The sequence below is a fragment of the Nostoc sp. genome (genome assembly GCF_036917395.1).
Classification (GTDB): Bacteria; Cyanobacteriota; Cyanobacteriia; order Cyanobacteriales; family Nostocaceae; genus Nostoc.
The window spans coordinates 57,935-73,728 of sequence record NZ_JBALDI010000086.1 but is presented as its reverse complement, the minus strand read 5'-3'; the positions used below and the strand labels follow the sequence as shown (position 1 = coordinate 73,728).

Genomic DNA, 15,794 nt, shown 5'->3' with positions numbered 1-15,794 from the left:
AAAAGCGCCTTAGGTTAAAGGTAGGCAAACTTCTGCCACAGTGTACTAGCTTTCAAAGCCATATAGAAAGCCTGTTTTACTCCTGACTCCTGCTGTATATCAACAATTAACCGGAATGCTGCTAGTTTAGTTAGTAGTTTGAGTGAGATGTACTTAAATTAAGGGATAAATTCCCTACAACCAATATATTTATTATTCAGCAGATTTTGTCATCCCCATTCCTGAGTGAACTCGATTAGTTATGCTCCTAGATTTGGAAAGATTTTATCAGGCTTGCAATCCGAGCAGACCTCTAATCATAGGAAATGCCAGCGATCGCAGGTACTATATCGATTTTGCTGCGGTGCGGGGTGGTAAAATCATTGAGGCTTTGCAACGCACGATCGCTCGAATATCGCCGGATGTACCAACTTGTCAGCTATTTACAGGACATCTCGGTTGTGGAAAATCAACGGAGTTGTTGCGGCTCAAAGCTGAATTAGAAGTGCAGCAATTTCATGTAGTTTACTTTGAGTCCACCCATGTCTTAGAAATGGCAGATGTGGATGTGACTGATATTCTCTTGGCGATCGCCGGCCAAGTGAGTGAAAGCCTAGAAGCAATGAAAATTAGGCTCAAACCTACCTACTTTACCAAGTTGTTTGGTGAACTTGTGGATTTCTTGCAAACGCCAATTGACCTTGGAGTAGAAGCAGAGTTGTCTGTGGGAATTGCCAAAATTACAGCTAAAACTAAAGAAAGTCCCCAATTGCGGCGACGGTTAAGGGATTATCTCGAACCAAGAACAGCAAATATTTTACAGTCAATTAATCAAGAATTACTAGAACGTGCCAACAAGGAACTGAAAGCCAGGGGTAAAAAAGGACTGGTGGTCATTGTTGATAACCTAGATCGAGTCGCAATTCGACCTTTACCATCGGGGCGATCGCTACCAGAATACTTATTTATTCAGCGCGGTGAACAGTTACGCAAACTAAATTGTCATGTAGTCTACACTATTCCCTTAGCACTGACTTTCTCTAACGATAGCGCCGAACTTCAGCATCGTTTGGGAGGTGGAGTCGCACCAAAAGTGTTACCGATGATCCCTGTACGTCTGCGCTCTGGGGAGATTTTCCTTCAAGGGCTAACGATGTTGCGGCAAATGGTTCTAGCTAGAGCTTTTCCAGACATTTTGGCTAGCGATCGGTTAAGCTTAATTACAGAGGTGTTTGATAATCTGGAAACCTTAGATCGGTTGTGCCTGATTAGTGGTGGTCATGTGCGCGACTTGCTAGGCTTATTGTTTGACTGTCTGCGAGAACAAGATCCACCCTTTGATCGGGAGTGTGTCGAATTGGTGATTCAAAGACAGCGCGATTACCGAGCCAATGCCATCGATCCCCATGAGTGGGAACTAATCTTTCAGGTAGTGCAACAGCAGAGAGTTAGAGGTGATATAGAATACCACATTCTCTTGCGAAGTTTATTTGTATTTGAATACCGCGATCATCAGGGAGCTTGGTTTGCCGTCAACCCAGTTTTAGCAGAGACGGAAAAATTTAAATCATGGTTGAACGACACCCACAAGCAGATATAAGAGCCGCTAACGAGCGGGCTTTACGGAGTTTAAAAAGAGCAATTGACCTTTCTAAGGGTCAATTCTCCCTGGTTTTGGTGTGCTGCAACTATCGAGTTTTGCAAGAGCAAATGCTGCAACGACTCGAAGAACTCTCTTCAGGAGTACACCAAATTCAAAAGGTAGTTTTGCCGCATAATGCTAGAAGCCTTTACACAAGTATTCATTTACAACTGCTAACCGAAAATAATCCCCCATCGGCATTGATGATATTGGGTTTAGAGTCAGTAGATGGACTCGATGATCTACTTAGGTCGATCAATCATATTCGTGATGAATTTCGCAAACGCCACCCATTTCCAATGATTTTGTGGGTGAATGAGGAAGTATTGCAAAAGGTGGTGCGTTTAGCACCAGATTTCGCTAGTTGGGCGGCTACACCAATTCAGTTTGGAATGAGAACTCAGTCATTGCTGCAATTTTTGCAACAGGAAACTGACTCTTTGTTTGCCACGGTGTTATCAAATGCAGCACCTAACAATTCAGGTGATGTGGAAAAGCTAACGCCAAACCTTGTAGGATTGGGGGAGAATTCAAAGCCTCTAAAAAAGCAGGAGAGAGGTTTTCCAGATCCTGTGAAAAGTCAGAATGCTGCACAACATCAACCTCCTGAAGTTGCAAAGCATTATTCCACTGTGGAGCAAATCTGGGAACATAGCTATGAACTCCAGTTTGCCATTAAAGAGTTGCACAATCGGGGTATTACCTTAGAGCCAGAATTACACGCTAGTTTAGAATTTGTTTTTGGTTTAGATAATTATATTAGCGATCGCATCAATACAGCTTTAAACCATTTTCAGCAAAGCTTGCAAGTTTGGCAAAAGTTGCTGGAGAGAGGGGATGAGGGAACAGGGGGAGCAAGGGGGGATGAAGAAGTATTTTCTTCGCCATATCCTCCATCTCCCCCATCTCCCCTACTTCTGCGACAGGGAGTCTTGCTGTTTTATATTGGGCTGTGTTATTGCCGTTTCGCAGAGCAAAATCAAATAGAAAACCGCCGCCATTGGTACACAGCTAAATCTTATTTTCAGCAATGCTTAAATATCTTGCAGGTGGCTGGGCGTTCAGACATAGTTGCTGGATTTATTAGTAAACTTGCAGAGATTTTGCAATATCTGCAAGAGTGGGAAGAATTGCAGACGGTTGCTCAAAAGTCTCTGGAGTTGCATCAAACTTATGGTAGTCAAATCCAATTAGCTTGTGACTACGGTTTTCTGGCGCAAGTGGCTGTGCAGCAGTCGCGCTGGGTACAGGCGAGTATATTAGCACATGTATCACTGCTGAAATTAGCTGAGGCGCAAAAGCACAAAGACCCTTATAACTGCTTATTTCCATTATTATTGGGGCAAATTTACTATTTAGTTTTAGCGAAAGCACAGCGAAATTTAGGTGAGCTAGAAGTAGCTCGTGAATACCTGGACAAGGCGACAAAAGAACTGCCAGCAGCCCTAGAAAGCAGTGCCCATCAATACGATGCCCATCGTTATATTCGCCTATTGCGGAGACTGCGATCGCTTTACTTTGAAGAGGGTCGCTATCTGGAAGCCTATTATATTCGACAAAAACGGCGTTCTATTGAGCAGCAGTACGGTTTTCGAGCTTTTATCGGTGCAGGGCGCTTGCAACCGCAAAGACAGGCGACAAATCCAGCATTGATGTCATCTTCTGGGAGTAGCAGTGTTGCTTTAGAAATTGCTGCTTCTGGTCGGGAGCGTGATATTAATAACTTAATTGGGAGAATTAGCCGCGCCGATAAAAAATTGACGGTGATTCACGGTCAATCAGGGGTGGGTAAGAGTTCTATTGTAACTGCGGGCTTAGTTCCAGCACTGCAAAATCGAGCCATTGGCGATCAAATAGCCGTGCCTGTGGTACTGCAAGTTTACACCGATTGGGCGCGGGAACTAGGAAAATCTTTAAGTGAGGCGATGTCTAGTGATGCATCCCTTGCCATTTACGCTGATATTAAGCCAGAAGTAGCCATTGAACCGGAAGCTTTGCCCTACTCTGGCACACCGATCACCATCGTGAGAATTTTACAACAACTCCAAGAAAATGCTGATAACCATCTGATCACAGTTTTAATTTTTGACCAGTTTGAAGAATTTTTCTTTGGTTATAGCGATCGCAATCAAAAGCAAGAATTTGATAAATTTATTAGTGACTGCCTGAATATACCCTTTGTCAAAGTTATCCTTTCCTTGCGAGAAGATTATTTACATCGGTTATTGGACTTTAAACATCTTTCGGCATTGGAAGCGATTAATAACAATATTCTCGACAAGCATATTCGCTACCAGTTAAACAATTTTTCACCAGAATATGCAAAAGCGATTATCCAAAAATTGACAGAGCGATCGCAGTTTAATTTAGAGCCGGCTTTAATTGATGCCTTAATCGAAGATTTATCAACAGAATTTGGTGAAGTTCGCCCCATTGAATTGCAAGTTGTCGGAGCGCAAATCCAAGATGAGCGGATTACTACATTAGAAGAATATCAGCCATATAGACCCAACAAACTTATTGAGCGATATATTAAGGAATTAATTAAAGACTGCGGTCCAGAAAATGAACGAGCCGCCTTACTCGTCTTATACTTATTAACAGATGAAAGTAACAACCGACCTTTTAAAACTCGTGCTGAGTTAGCGGCGCAGCTAGCAGAAGTAGAAGATGCTGGTAAATTAGAGTTAGTATTAGAAATTTTAGTTAGCTCCGGGTTAGTAGTCCTATTCCCTGATGTCCCAGAACGTTATCAACTGATTCACGATTATTTAGTAGACTTGATTCGCTACCTACAACAACAGGAATCGAGCTTACAGGTACAACTTAACCAGTTGCGCTATAAAGTAGAACAGAGTCAAGCTGAGATTGAGCGACTTAAAAGTGAACTTAGCCAAAATAAGCAGCGAACCAAATTAGTAGATACTCATCCCCAACAGGGTTTAGACTTATTAACAGAATTGCGAGAGTTACACAAGCGGGAAGAATTGAGTCAGTTAGAAATTGAGCAGTTACGAGCTGAACTTAAAGAAAAAGAATTAACATCTCAACTAGCAGAGAGTCAAAAGAAACAAAGGCTCAGTGAAGCTCAATTAAATCGTTCGTTGAAAATTGCACTGACTGCTTGTGTTCTTGCCATATTGGGATTAAGTGTTTCTATAGTCACAGCAATAGATAGTGAAATTAAAACCCTTAGTGCATCAAGTGATGCCCTCTTTGCCTCCCAAAAAGGTATTGATGCTTTAAAGGAAGGTTTAAAGGCGGGGAGAAAATTACAACAAACAGTCTGGGTAGATTCCTATACAAGAGAGGAAGTACAGACGGCGCTTTATCAAGCAGTTTCCGGGTTAAGAGAATATAACCGCTTGGAGGGGCATATATCTGGGGTAAATAGTGCTACATTTAGCCCCGATCGCTCTTTAATTGCCTCAGCTAGTGCCGATACTACAATCAAACTCTGGCGTCCTGATGGTAGCTTAGTCAAAACCTTGTCCGGGCATGAAGATGTAGTTAATAGCGTCAGTTTCAGCCCCGATGGTCAAATCATTGCTTCCGCCAGTCAAGACAAGACGGTGAAACTGTGGAGTCGAGAGGGTCAACCGCTTGCTACCTTATTCGGGCATCAGGGTGTGGTGAATAGTGTCAGTTTTAGCCCAGATGGTCAGATTATTGCTTCGGCGAGTAGCGACAAGACAGTAAAATTGTGGAGTCGGGATAACAAGCTGCTTAAAACCTTGCAGGGACATGATGGTGCAGTCTTGAGTGTCGCTTGGTCACCTGATGGACAGATCATTGCTTCTGCGAGTGCTGACAAGACGGTAAAATTGTGGAGTCGCGCTGGTAAGCTGCTTAAAACTTTGCAGGGACATGATGATGCAGTCAAAAGTGTAGCTTGGTCACCCGATGGAAAAGCGATCGCTTCTGCTAGTTTAGACCAGACAATCAAACTGTGGAATCTGGAGGGTAAACTACTGAGAACCTTATCAGGGCATAGTGCTGGAGTTACCAGTGTCAGTTTTAGCCGCGATGGTAACACGATCGCTTCCGCAAGTACCGACGAGACAATCAAACTTTGGAGTTCTGAAGGTGTGCTGTTGGGAACCCTGAAGGGACATAATAATTGGGTTAACAGTGTCAGTTTCAGCCCAGATGGTCGCACCCTGGCTTCTGCAAGTCGGGACAAAACTATTAAACTCTGGCATTGGGACGATGTGTTACTGCGAAAGCCCAAACCTGATAATGATGACTGGGTAACTAGCATCAGTTTTAGCCCTGATGGTCGCACCTTAGCAGCAGCGAGTCGAGACAAAACTGTAAAACTTTTCAGTCGAGATGGGAAAATACTCCGTATATTAACTGGGCATGAGGGTGAAGTTTGGGGAGTCAGTTTCAGCCCCGATGGCCAGGCGATCGCTTCGGCTAGTAAAGATAAAACAGTGAAGCTTTGGAGTCTTGACGGTAAACTGCTCAACACCTTACAGGGTCATAATAATACCATCTTGAGTGTAGCTTGGTCACCTAATGGTCAGGTGATTGCTTCGGCTAGTAAAGATAAAACAGTAAAGCTTTGGAGTCGTAACGGTAAACTGCTCAACACCTTGCAGGGTCATCAAGATGCGGTAAACTGGGTAAGTTTTAGTCCCGATGGCAAGTTGCTAGCCTCAGCCAGTGATGATAAAACAGTGAAAATCTGGAGTGTAGATGGTAAATTGTTATACACCTTAACTGGTCATAGTCGCCGGGTAAATGGGGTTGCTTGGTCGCCCGATGGTCAGGCGATCGCTTCAGTTAGTATTGATAGCACGGTGAAGATTTGGAGCAGGGATGGTGATTTGCTAAATACTCTCACAGGAGATGGCGATAGTTTTATAAGTGTGAGTTTTAGCCCCGATGGCAAGACTCTGGCAGCTAGCAGTGATGATAAAGTAAGAATTTGGAACCGAGAAGGGACGTTGTTGATTGCTTTGAAAGGTGATAAGCAAGAGTTAACCAGCGTCAGTTTCAGCCCTGACGGCAAGACTCTGGCTGCGGGTAGTGGTAATGGCACAGTGATTTTCCAGAATTTGGCAGATATCAAACTCGAAAATTTACTGGCACGGGGTTGCAATTTGCTGCATGATTATTTGCAGACTAACCAGAAAGTAATGAAAAGCGATCGGGCCTTGTGTTCTGGGAGGTGATGTAGATTTTGTTCCCATTCAGATCGCTAATTTAAAATGAACAATGACACACGTTCACCCTATCCATAGCTTTTCTAAAAAAAATAGAATCTAAATGAAATTTTTCATTGACTAAAACTTATATTTTTTTTAGTAGATTAATTCTGTTTATGAGGAGAGTTTTCTACTGACATACAAACAAGTATAAGTTATGGTATAGCTAACTAACGCCAGAAAAGAAACTATAAGCTTCAACAATAACTCTATATGACTAAGGAAGCAAAAATTAGGGATTTTCTCGTAAACAATTTACATTTAATTGAAGATGGTTTAAATGCTATCAAAACAGAATTTAAATTACCAAATATTTCTGGTTCAGATGGTTCGGTTGACATTATAGCTAGAGATAAATTTGGTCTAATAGTGATTATAGAAATCAAAACAAGTAATTCTTCCGCAAAAAACGCTTCACATCAGTTATGTAAATATGTTGCATTGATAAAACAAAATTTAAAAATAGCCGATAAAGACTTGCGATGTATTCTAATTTCTACTGATTGGCATGAATTAATAGTACCATTCTCTGATTTTAAACGTAATGTTAAGTATCCGGTTGATGGCTATAGTCTTTCTTTAGACCCAGAATTTATACCTTATGAAGCTAAAAAAGTCAAGCCTACACCAGAAATTGAAGAAAATAATATTTGTCCTAAACATTTAATATTTTCATTTGAAAAACAGAGTATAAGAGATGATGCATTGTCAAAGCTTGATGCAATAATTTTAGAAGAAATAGGAATAAAAAACTATTACATCTTGGCAATGTGTTATGAAGGTAAAAATAAAAAAGTATATGATACATACCCTTTTATTCAATATCTTGTAATTGATGAGCTTAGAATACACGAAAAAGAAGCAATCATAGGAAAAACATATTCTTTAAATACAAAAGATGAAAATATTTTTCAAGATAGTTGGATTCCCAAAAATTATTTAGCCGAACAAGAAAAATGGGAATTTGAAGAATTAGTTATTTGTGAAATTTCTCGAAAACTCAGTCATTTATGTGAGAAAACAGGAACAAGTAACCCAGAAGAATTTGCTAGGTTACAAAAATCATGGAAAATAGAAGAGATTTGCAGACAAGGTAGGTTAGCTTCATCTACATCTAAAACCTTAATAAATGATGAAGACTTACTAAAAGAGATTATGGGTTTAAAAGGTGGGAATGCTGAAAGATTTTTCTCTATAATTAACCCAAATTTTCAGCTTTCTTGGAATAGTGCCATTCAAAAAATCCACTATTGTTTATTAGGAAATGAAGTCTGGCAAGCAGGATTAGAATCGTTTTTAGATAAAATTAAAAATGAACATCATGAAGCGAATGTTTCAGTGTTTATTTACAACCCATGCAATATACTACTTTCTTTATATAATGTTCATTTTCATCCTATCTTAGAGGTTTTAGTAGATAATTTACCGGATAATAAAGTTATTTTTCTAACAGGTTTTATTGAATGGGATAGAAAAACTTATCCTGAAAATTTAGAAAATATTATAAAATCTGCTTCTGAAATAGCATCCATATCCTATCCTTTATTTGCTATACAAGGTAAAAATCAAGAGTTATTTGAAATGTTAGTAATGTCTAAACATGGACTTGATTATAGTTTAATAGAAACAACTTTACATAATGAGCAAATTCCTACTCATAAATATGTCTATGTAGAAGAAAATGGAATAGAGACTGAGAATACTGATGCTGAAGAATTTAAGACATTTAACTATTTCATTCAAGTTAATGATGGATATTTGCATTACCTACGTCAATATATAAAATATATTTGGAATCGCTAATTATTGATTTTAATTTGTAGATTTGTTAGAATTCTGTGTCACCAAACATTCACTCAAATTTTTCTTAGATCGCCTTTTGTTAGCCAACCTCAAGCTGTTGTTTCAGAACTACGGCAGGAAAATCAAGCAGGACTTATAGACAAAGCTGTACATCTTGGTAGCATTGAGTGAAGTATCCGTCAGCAAGGAAGCGAGGGCGATGTACGCAACCGTCACACAACCACTGACTTTTGAAGAGTTTCTTGCCTGGGACGATGGTTCAGGCAGAGACTTTGAGCTATTGGATGGGATTCCCGTGCCATTATCAGAACCAAATGCAAATCATGAGGATTTGATCGAGCGACTGTGTGCCTACTTAGAAAATCACTGCCAAGAAAATGACCTGCCTTACATCTCGCGCCAGTCCAAGCAGGTTCGGCTCAAAACAGCACCAGGAGAAAAGGAAAAAAGCCGGAAAGCAGATATTGTCATATTTGCTAGAGAAGAATGGCAGAGGATGAAAACTAGCTCTAGTTCTGCTGCTGCATATATTCCACCACCCGGAATCATTGAGGTCGTTAGCAACAACTGGAAGGACGACTATCTGACAAAACTTGCTGAATATGAGGACTTGGGCGTTTTCGAGTACATCATTGTAGACTATGCTGCTTTTGGTGGCATTCGGTTCATTGGCTCTCCCAAGCAGCCAACTATTACAATCTACCAACATGAAGATGGAGAGTATTTACCCCCAAAGGTGTTTCGAGGGCAGGATCGAATTGATTTTAAATTGTTTCCGAACATTCCCTTAACGGCTGAACAGATTTTTGCAATGAGTCGCTGATTAGCATTTCTGTCTCAGATAATGTTAAAGCCGTTAGTTTAACCTCTGGCGGCTCCACATTATCTATTATTGGAATTTCTGACATTGCTTAAATTCACGCAACACTCTGAGCAGAAGGCTTAGTTAATCCTACTTCATCAGTCTTATCATTAAAAGCTGCTGCCAACTCAGGACTGGTAAAAATAAAATCCCTATGACCTACTATCAATCAAGGTCTTAGGGATTTATTTTGCTTACGGGACTGGTGCGGCTCGAACGCACGACCTGACGCTTAGGAGGCGTCCGCTCTATCCAACTGAGCTACAACCCCAACTATGAAGCATATATAATCATAGCAGTAATTTTAGCGAGACTGCCAATAATTATCCCAAGAGCCGCCCCCTACTTCTAAACCACAAAGAAAACTTTCTGCTTTCAGGATTATTTGAGATTTTCTGCCATTTAATTCTCGTAACTCTAAATTTAGCTTTCCTTGCATGGTGTCTCGGCAACAGTATCTTAAACCTTCCTCTGTAGGCGCACGCAGAGGTGTACCAGGTAAATCCGTAGTTCCTATCAATTCAATTTCATAGTTATAGTTGGTAGCTTTCATTTGCCATCTACCCCAAGGCTGAATTTCCCAATCCACTTGTGAATTCCAGGGAACAAATTCATAAAACTTGCCTTGATAGTGCAACCCAATCATCGCTACAGATTCCATCCACCACAGTACACCCCGCCGTCCACCGCCAGCAGTTAATGCTAAGTCCGGTTCGCCCTCAAAGCAATTACAATTTAGCCAAAACCATTTTTGAGGAAAAGCACCACCCCAATTTTTCTCGCCGTAGGCTGGGGCGTTGGTGAATTCGTAGATTTTGCCATTCCAGTCAATCTTTCCGCTGGCTAGACCGTGAGCCATCAAAATTTGCCATCCGGGTTCAAAAATCTGCAAAAATGACACCCAGCCTGCGGTTGACTGCTGAATGCTATTTTGATTGCCCCAACCGTATACAGGTTGAATTTCATATTCCCAACGGCAATAATTATTGGTGGCGCGTTCGCCCTTGGCGATGGCTTTGCCATCGCGAATAATTCCTTGATTTAAAGTGGCTGTGGCCTGATAACCCTCTTGAACATGATGCTCAAACTCGGCTGGCAGGAGGTATAGGGGAGAAACTTGCAAATCCGTTTTACCCCAATGACCTAAACCCAGGACATCTCGACTACCCCAAAATTTGTTCACATCAGGAAAAGTCCGGCATAAATACTCATCATCCGGGCCGAGGATTTGGACTGCACCGCCACTATAGGGTTTACCGCCGATGGGATCTTCGATGGAGTACATAAAGGCGAATGTTTGCCCAATTTCCGGTAACGTGATGCGGTAATACCAGCCTTCAAAGAAGCGGCGACTACTGCCATCCCAGTGATAGCCAGAATGAGGTGTTTGGGTTGATTGAAGGAGATTTAGAGGAATAGTTAACATAGATTTATATAGTTGCCGATTTTTTCAGTATGCGCGATGACTTCGATCTCAATCATGCTTATGAAATTCTTGGGCTGAAAACTGGTGCATCACAAGCACAAGTGAAGCGAGCTTACCGTCAACTGGTAAAAATTTGGCATCCCGATCGCTTTCTTGAGCAAAAGCAAAAACAGGAAGCTGAGGAAAAAATCAAATCAATCAACGCAGCTTACAACAAGCTCAAATCTGAAAGTCCATCCGAGCCTCCTACTCCTGAAAACCCATCTTCATCTTCGCCTACAAATCCCACAAAAATATCTGTCAATCGTTGGGATGCAGAAACTTTTTATAGTTGGGGAGTAGAGAATGCTACAGAAGGAAGATATGAAGATGCGATCGCAGATTTTACCCACGCGATTCGTCTCAATCCTCACTATATTGACGCATATAAATATCGTGGGCTAGTTTGCTCTCAACTGGGATACGAATATAGAGCCGCTTCAGATTTAAATAAAGCTGCACAAATAGAACAAGAGTTAACAAATCCGGGCGCTGCACGTACATCACGCTCACCTAGACCTGTATCAAAGCCTAGAACTCTGGTAAAAAGATTTTGTGAAGGGATAAAAAGTTTACTGCGGCTAAATCGGCGTTCGAGATAAGAAGTGGAATACATATCATTCTTAGAGGCACAGCAATGCTGTGCCCCTACTGCGTGTTAGTTCAGACGGCGACACCATAACTTGAGTTAGATAATACTTATGCTTGGGAATACTAAGTAAAGTTTGATTTGCTGCTGATTTCTTAGTATGAGCGATCGCTTTGATATAAATGGTGTTTACAATATTCTGGGGTTAAAACCAGGTGCATCTGTTGAGGAAGTCAAGCAAGCTTACCGCCAGATGGCTAAGACTTGGCATCCAGATTGTTTTCTCGAACCGCAGCAAAAGCTAGAAGCGGAAGAAAAAATCAAAGAAATTAATCAAGCTTATGGAAAGTTAAAATCTTATCAACCAAGTGAGATAAATCAATCAGCTTCTACTTCCACCACAATTGATTCCACTACATTCAATGCTGAAAGTTTCTATAAACGGGGCATGGAGAAAGCTCAAAGAGGAAAATATACTGAAGCAATTGAAGACTTTAGCCAAGCGATTCGTCTCAACCCTAATTACTTTGAAGCCTACAAATACCGAGGGCTTGCTTGCTCAAAACTGGGATATGAAAATAGAGCTTGGTCTGATTTTAAAAATGCCGCACAACGGGAACTGAAACAGAAAAAAGCATCGCCTAAACCTTCATCACCAACACCAAAGCCACCAACGCCGCCACCACCACCCAAACCTACATCGCCACCGCCAAAGCCACCAGAACCACAACCTCAACCTTCACCGTGGAAATGTGTACACACCCTAACTCATTTGAACTGGGTTTTTACTACTGTAATTAGTCCAGATGGGCAAACTCTGGCTAGTGGAAGTACTGATAAGACTATCAAAATTTGGCATCTCGACACAGGGAAATTGCTACATACTCTCACTGGTCATACAAAATGGGTAAGATGCCTCGCCTACAGCCCAGATTGCCAAACTCTGGTTAGTGGAAGTGATGACAGCAGCATGATGATTTGGCAAGTATCTACAGGTAAATTACTCAGCACCCTCAAAGTACATTCAACCCCAGTTTTTTCTGTAATCATTAGTCCGGATGGTCAAACTGTCCTCAGTGGTGGTAGAGACACCACGATCAAGATTTCCCATATAGGCATGGGACAATTGTTGCACGTCCTCAAAAGTCATTCCTACTTGGTCTATTCCCTTGCTATTTGCCCAAAGCGGCAGATTTTAGTTAGTGGTAGTGCAGACAATACCATTAAGCTGTGGAATTTGAAGAATAGAAAACTGCTGCAAACTCTCAACGGGCATTCAGGTTGGGTAACTTGTGTTGCCATTAGCCCTGATGGGCAAATTTTAGCTAGTGGTAGTTATGACCAGACTATCAAGTTATGGAATATCAGTACAGGTAAGCTAATTAACACACTTGCGGGACATCATAGTTATGTTTGGTCTGTAGCTTTTAACCCCGATGGTCAGCATCTTGCTAGTGGTAGTGCAGATCATACTGTGAAGCTATGGAATGTTAGCACTGGACAAAATCTTTACACTTTGGATAACCATTCGGATTGGGTTAACTCTGTCGCTTTCAGTCCCGATGGCAAAACCCTAGCTAGTGGTAGTCGAGACATGACAATTAAAATTTGGCGCTGCCATGTCTAACAACAAATTAAAAATTTAGATGATTTCAGTAAATTACTAGATTTTTTATCAATGCTCACCTGACAGTTTAATAACATCTATCTTTGGAGATACTCTTTCTTTTGATTGAGTATTAACTCCCTAGAGATAGAGCCACTTGCTAATCACAGAGGTTATCCTGAGAATTACCAACAGTTGGGTAGCAAATAAAACTCAATATTTATCAGCAACATACATTTTTCAACTCATAAAAACCTCTTGTTCTTACAAAGCTTTAGTTTGTCAATATCGTATCTGAGGAGTTAAATCAACAGCTATGTCCATTCCCAATGAACATGAAAGGAAAAACAGTGAAATTAAGCAAGAATCTTACACAGATATTAATGGTAATACTCACACTGACTTGACGCGAACTACTGAGACAGTAAAGAATAGCACAGATAATCCCAACTCTTATAGTAAGGGCTACGTAGAAGGTCGAAATACTGAGCGTAGCAATCAGCAAGCTGATTTAGCCGAACGTGACAATAATAATGCTAGTGGTGGTTTGCTGTTGGGTGTTATTATTACTTCCTTGCTTAGTTTGGTTATAGGTGGGGTCTGGTACTTCAACCAGCAGAATAACGCAGCGGTTAACAATACTGTGCCGGTCGTGGTTCCTGTACCGAGTAAGAGTAGTCCAACCCCCAGTGCATCTCCTCGACCACAAACGACGATAATCGAAAGAACTAGGGAAGTACCTGTTCCTGTTGCTGTTCCTGTTCCACAGCAGGTTATACCTCCATCTGCACCACCTCGCCAACCGGATATTAACATTACTATTCCACCCCAGCAGCCTGCGGCACAAAAAGCTCCATTCGCTACCCAGCCAACCCCCAAAGCCACACAAAGCCCGACGAGTCCAACGAGTAATACTCCGACTTCGCAGAACAAGGGCGATACTTCTACTAATACTGTCGCTCCAGGTACGAAAAGTGACACCTCTAAAACCACTCCACCTCAAGGAGTAGACCAGTCAAACAGTAAATCTAATAGCGGTTCTTCTACCGCAGATGATCCTACTACACGCGGTTCTGCTCAATAACGGCTTCTGAATTTTTAGCCCACTTGATAATGCTGGCATTAACGCCAACATATAGCAAGTGGGACAATTTTTAAGCAATATTTATAAATTATTGCGATAAATTAATGGTATTAAAGTTTAGTAAACGTGTCTTGTAGCTGAACAAACAGAATGCTAAATTAAGAGCAAGGTACAAAAGTTACAAACAGGTTAAAAGTTAAACAAAACTTTCAAGTTAGAGCCTGTGCCTCCTGCTCTAATGATATTGTGATCGCTCCAAAGTTGTGGCATCCATTGAATGTGTTTTTGCCTTGAATTCAATGAGTTGTTTTGGAGGTTCTTACAACGCACAGCCAGAAAATGCCTGCCTAGTTAGAATATAAGGATGTGCAATTCTGAGTAAAGCGATTGCGAATACTGTCCACCAAAGTTTAAGTTAGTTACTTCTGAATTCTCCAATCTTCAAGAAACCGCCCCAAGCTGCTGAGATTTATCCATCGTAGCTTCAGGCGGTTTCTGCTTTGAATTAATTAAAAAGTTCAGAGTTATTAATGACTAATTAAGGTAATTACAGTCACTTCTGGCGGACAAAATAAACGTCCTGGTTTATAAGTTCCTAAACCGCGATTGACATATAGTTGATTTTCTTCCAACTTGTGAAACCCTTGCGCCCACTCCCAATATCGCACTACTTTAGAACAGTCACCCAGGAAAAATATTACCCAACGCCGTAATTTTTTGGGAATTTGTTTGAGTAGCTTTTTATAATAGAATACTACAGGGCCGATGCCCGGAATAACGATGTGACCGCCGTGGGTATGACCAGATAGTTGCAAATCTACGCGCCATTGTTGCAATATCTTGGCTGTATCTGGGTTATGGGATAAAACGATACGGGGTGTAACGGAGTCTAGTTGAGTCATGACTGGTGCAGGGTGGAATTCCCGTGACCAATAATCAGCTAGTCCTACCAATGGTAATTCTTTTCCTAATGGATAGGCGATTTCATTCCAAAGCACATGCACCCCAATGCTAGTTAACGCCTGTGTAACTTCTGCTTTGGAGTGGCTGTAATAAATATCGTGATTACCAAGTACGGCGTAGATACCACAGCGACTTTGCAAATGTTTGAGTCGAAGCACCAGTTGGTGAATCGGCGTCGGATCGTCAGTTACATAGTCACCAGTTAATAGAATTAAATCTGGTTCAGCTTCGTTAGTAAATGCGATCGCTTTTTCTAACATATCTTCCGACAGCCGCAAACCATCGTAGTGAAAATCTGACAACTGCACTAACGTTGTCCCCTGTAAAGATGCAGGAAGTTCCGCAATCTTAACCGTGATTTTATCTACTCTTAAATGTCCTGTAAACAACCAATGCATAAGACAACCGATACCCCTCATACCAGCGCTTACAGCTTACCAAAAATCAAAATGTAACTTGAGAAACTGCAATAATTTATGTCTTATACTCCAGATACAATTAACTAATTAATTTATTTTAAATCACTGAATTTAGTTTTGGGTTTTTCCTCCTGCACAACTCTTGGAGACGCTCTTGCTAGCTTGCTTC

9 protein-coding genes and 1 tRNA gene are annotated in these 15,794 nt (G+C 41.1%); 7 read left to right on the top strand and 3 right to left on the bottom strand.

The genetic code is table 11. The features are described 5' to 3' along the window. The first annotated feature begins 241 nt into the window (after positions 1 to 241). The 4 genes from V7K46_RS30940 (at position 242) to V7K46_RS30925 (ending at position 9,460) form a co-directional block, all read left to right on the top strand. On the top strand, positions 242 to 1,579 hold the full coding sequence (locus tag V7K46_RS30940; protein WP_335120129.1) for a P-loop NTPase fold protein: 1,338 nt from the start codon (positions 242 to 244) through the stop codon (positions 1,577 to 1,579). After that, positions 1,549 to 6,801 carry an nSTAND1 domain-containing NTPase gene (locus tag V7K46_RS30935; RefSeq protein WP_335120126.1) on the top strand — a complete coding sequence of 1,751 codons (5,253 nt, stop codon included), beginning with the start codon at positions 1,549 to 1,551 and terminating at the stop codon, positions 6,799 to 6,801. The genes V7K46_RS30940 and V7K46_RS30935 overlap by 31 nt, the downstream gene beginning before the upstream one ends. Positions 6,802 to 7,047: 246 nt before the next feature. After that, positions 7,048 to 8,637 carry an endonuclease NucS domain-containing protein gene (locus tag V7K46_RS30930; protein ID WP_335120123.1) on the top strand — a complete coding sequence of 530 codons (1,590 nt, stop codon included), beginning with the start codon at positions 7,048 to 7,050 and terminating at the stop codon, positions 8,635 to 8,637. 199 nt (positions 8,638 to 8,836) lie between these two features. After that, the gene (locus V7K46_RS30925) at positions 8,837 to 9,460 is read left to right on the top strand and encodes a Uma2 family endonuclease (protein WP_335120121.1); all 624 of its coding nucleotides are present in this window, start codon (positions 8,837 to 8,839) and stop codon (positions 9,458 to 9,460) included. A 236-nt stretch (positions 9,461 to 9,696) separates the two neighbouring features. On the opposite strand, the gene V7K46_RS30920 is transcribed toward V7K46_RS30925, so the two are convergent. Further along, positions 9,697 to 9,770, bottom strand: a tRNA-Arg gene (locus V7K46_RS30920). A 33-nt stretch (positions 9,771 to 9,803) separates the two neighbouring features. Then, entirely contained in the window at positions 9,804 to 10,925 is a 1,122-nt protein-coding gene (locus V7K46_RS30915; RefSeq protein WP_335120119.1) for a tocopherol cyclase family protein, read from the bottom strand. Between the two features lie 29 nt (positions 10,926 to 10,954). Between V7K46_RS30915 and V7K46_RS30910 the strand changes: the two genes are divergently transcribed. From V7K46_RS30910 to V7K46_RS30900, 3 genes are all read left to right on the top strand, one after another. After that, positions 10,955 to 11,566, top strand: coding sequence for a J domain-containing protein (locus V7K46_RS30910; protein ID WP_335120117.1), 612 nt, complete (start codon positions 10,955 to 10,957; stop codon positions 11,564 to 11,566). Positions 11,567 to 11,713: 147 nt separating this feature from the next. Continuing rightward, positions 11,714 to 13,180, top strand: coding sequence for a DnaJ domain-containing protein (locus V7K46_RS30905; RefSeq protein WP_335120114.1), 1,467 nt, complete (start codon positions 11,714 to 11,716; stop codon positions 13,178 to 13,180). Positions 13,181 to 13,475: 295 nt separating this feature from the next. Beyond that, positions 13,476 to 14,243: a hypothetical protein gene (locus V7K46_RS30900; protein WP_335120111.1), complete on the top strand. Its 768-nt coding sequence runs from the start codon at positions 13,476 to 13,478 to the stop codon at positions 14,241 to 14,243. 527 nt (positions 14,244 to 14,770) lie between these two features. Here V7K46_RS30900 and V7K46_RS30895 read toward each other — a convergent pair. Further along, positions 14,771 to 15,604: a metallophosphoesterase gene (locus V7K46_RS30895; RefSeq protein ID WP_335120109.1), complete on the bottom strand. Its 834-nt coding sequence runs from the start codon at positions 15,602 to 15,604 to the stop codon at positions 14,771 to 14,773. Positions 15,605 to 15,794: the final 190 nt, after the last annotated feature.

Bases quoted from the DNA above. Each gene is read 5' to 3' on its own strand.
- V7K46_RS30940 (WP_335120129.1), top strand. From the start codon at position 242: ATGCTCCTAGATTTGGAAAGATTTTATCAGGCTTGCAATCCGAGCAGA.
- V7K46_RS30935 (WP_335120126.1), top strand. From the start codon at position 1,549: ATGGTTGAACGACACCCACAAGCAGATATAAGAGCCGCTAACGAGCGG.
- V7K46_RS30930 (WP_335120123.1), top strand. From the start codon at position 7,048: ATGACTAAGGAAGCAAAAATTAGGGATTTTCTCGTAAACAATTTACAT.
- V7K46_RS30925 (WP_335120121.1), top strand. From the start codon at position 8,837: ATGTACGCAACCGTCACACAACCACTGACTTTTGAAGAGTTTCTTGCC.
- V7K46_RS30915 (WP_335120119.1), bottom strand. From the start codon at position 10,925: ATGTTAACTATTCCTCTAAATCTCCTTCAATCAACCCAAACACCTCAT.
- V7K46_RS30910 (WP_335120117.1), top strand. From the start codon at position 10,955: ATGCGCGATGACTTCGATCTCAATCATGCTTATGAAATTCTTGGGCTG.
- V7K46_RS30905 (WP_335120114.1), top strand. From the start codon at position 11,714: ATGAGCGATCGCTTTGATATAAATGGTGTTTACAATATTCTGGGGTTA.
- V7K46_RS30900 (WP_335120111.1), top strand. From the start codon at position 13,476: ATGTCCATTCCCAATGAACATGAAAGGAAAAACAGTGAAATTAAGCAA.
- V7K46_RS30895 (WP_335120109.1), bottom strand. From the start codon at position 15,604: ATGCATTGGTTGTTTACAGGACATTTAAGAGTAGATAAAATCACGGTT.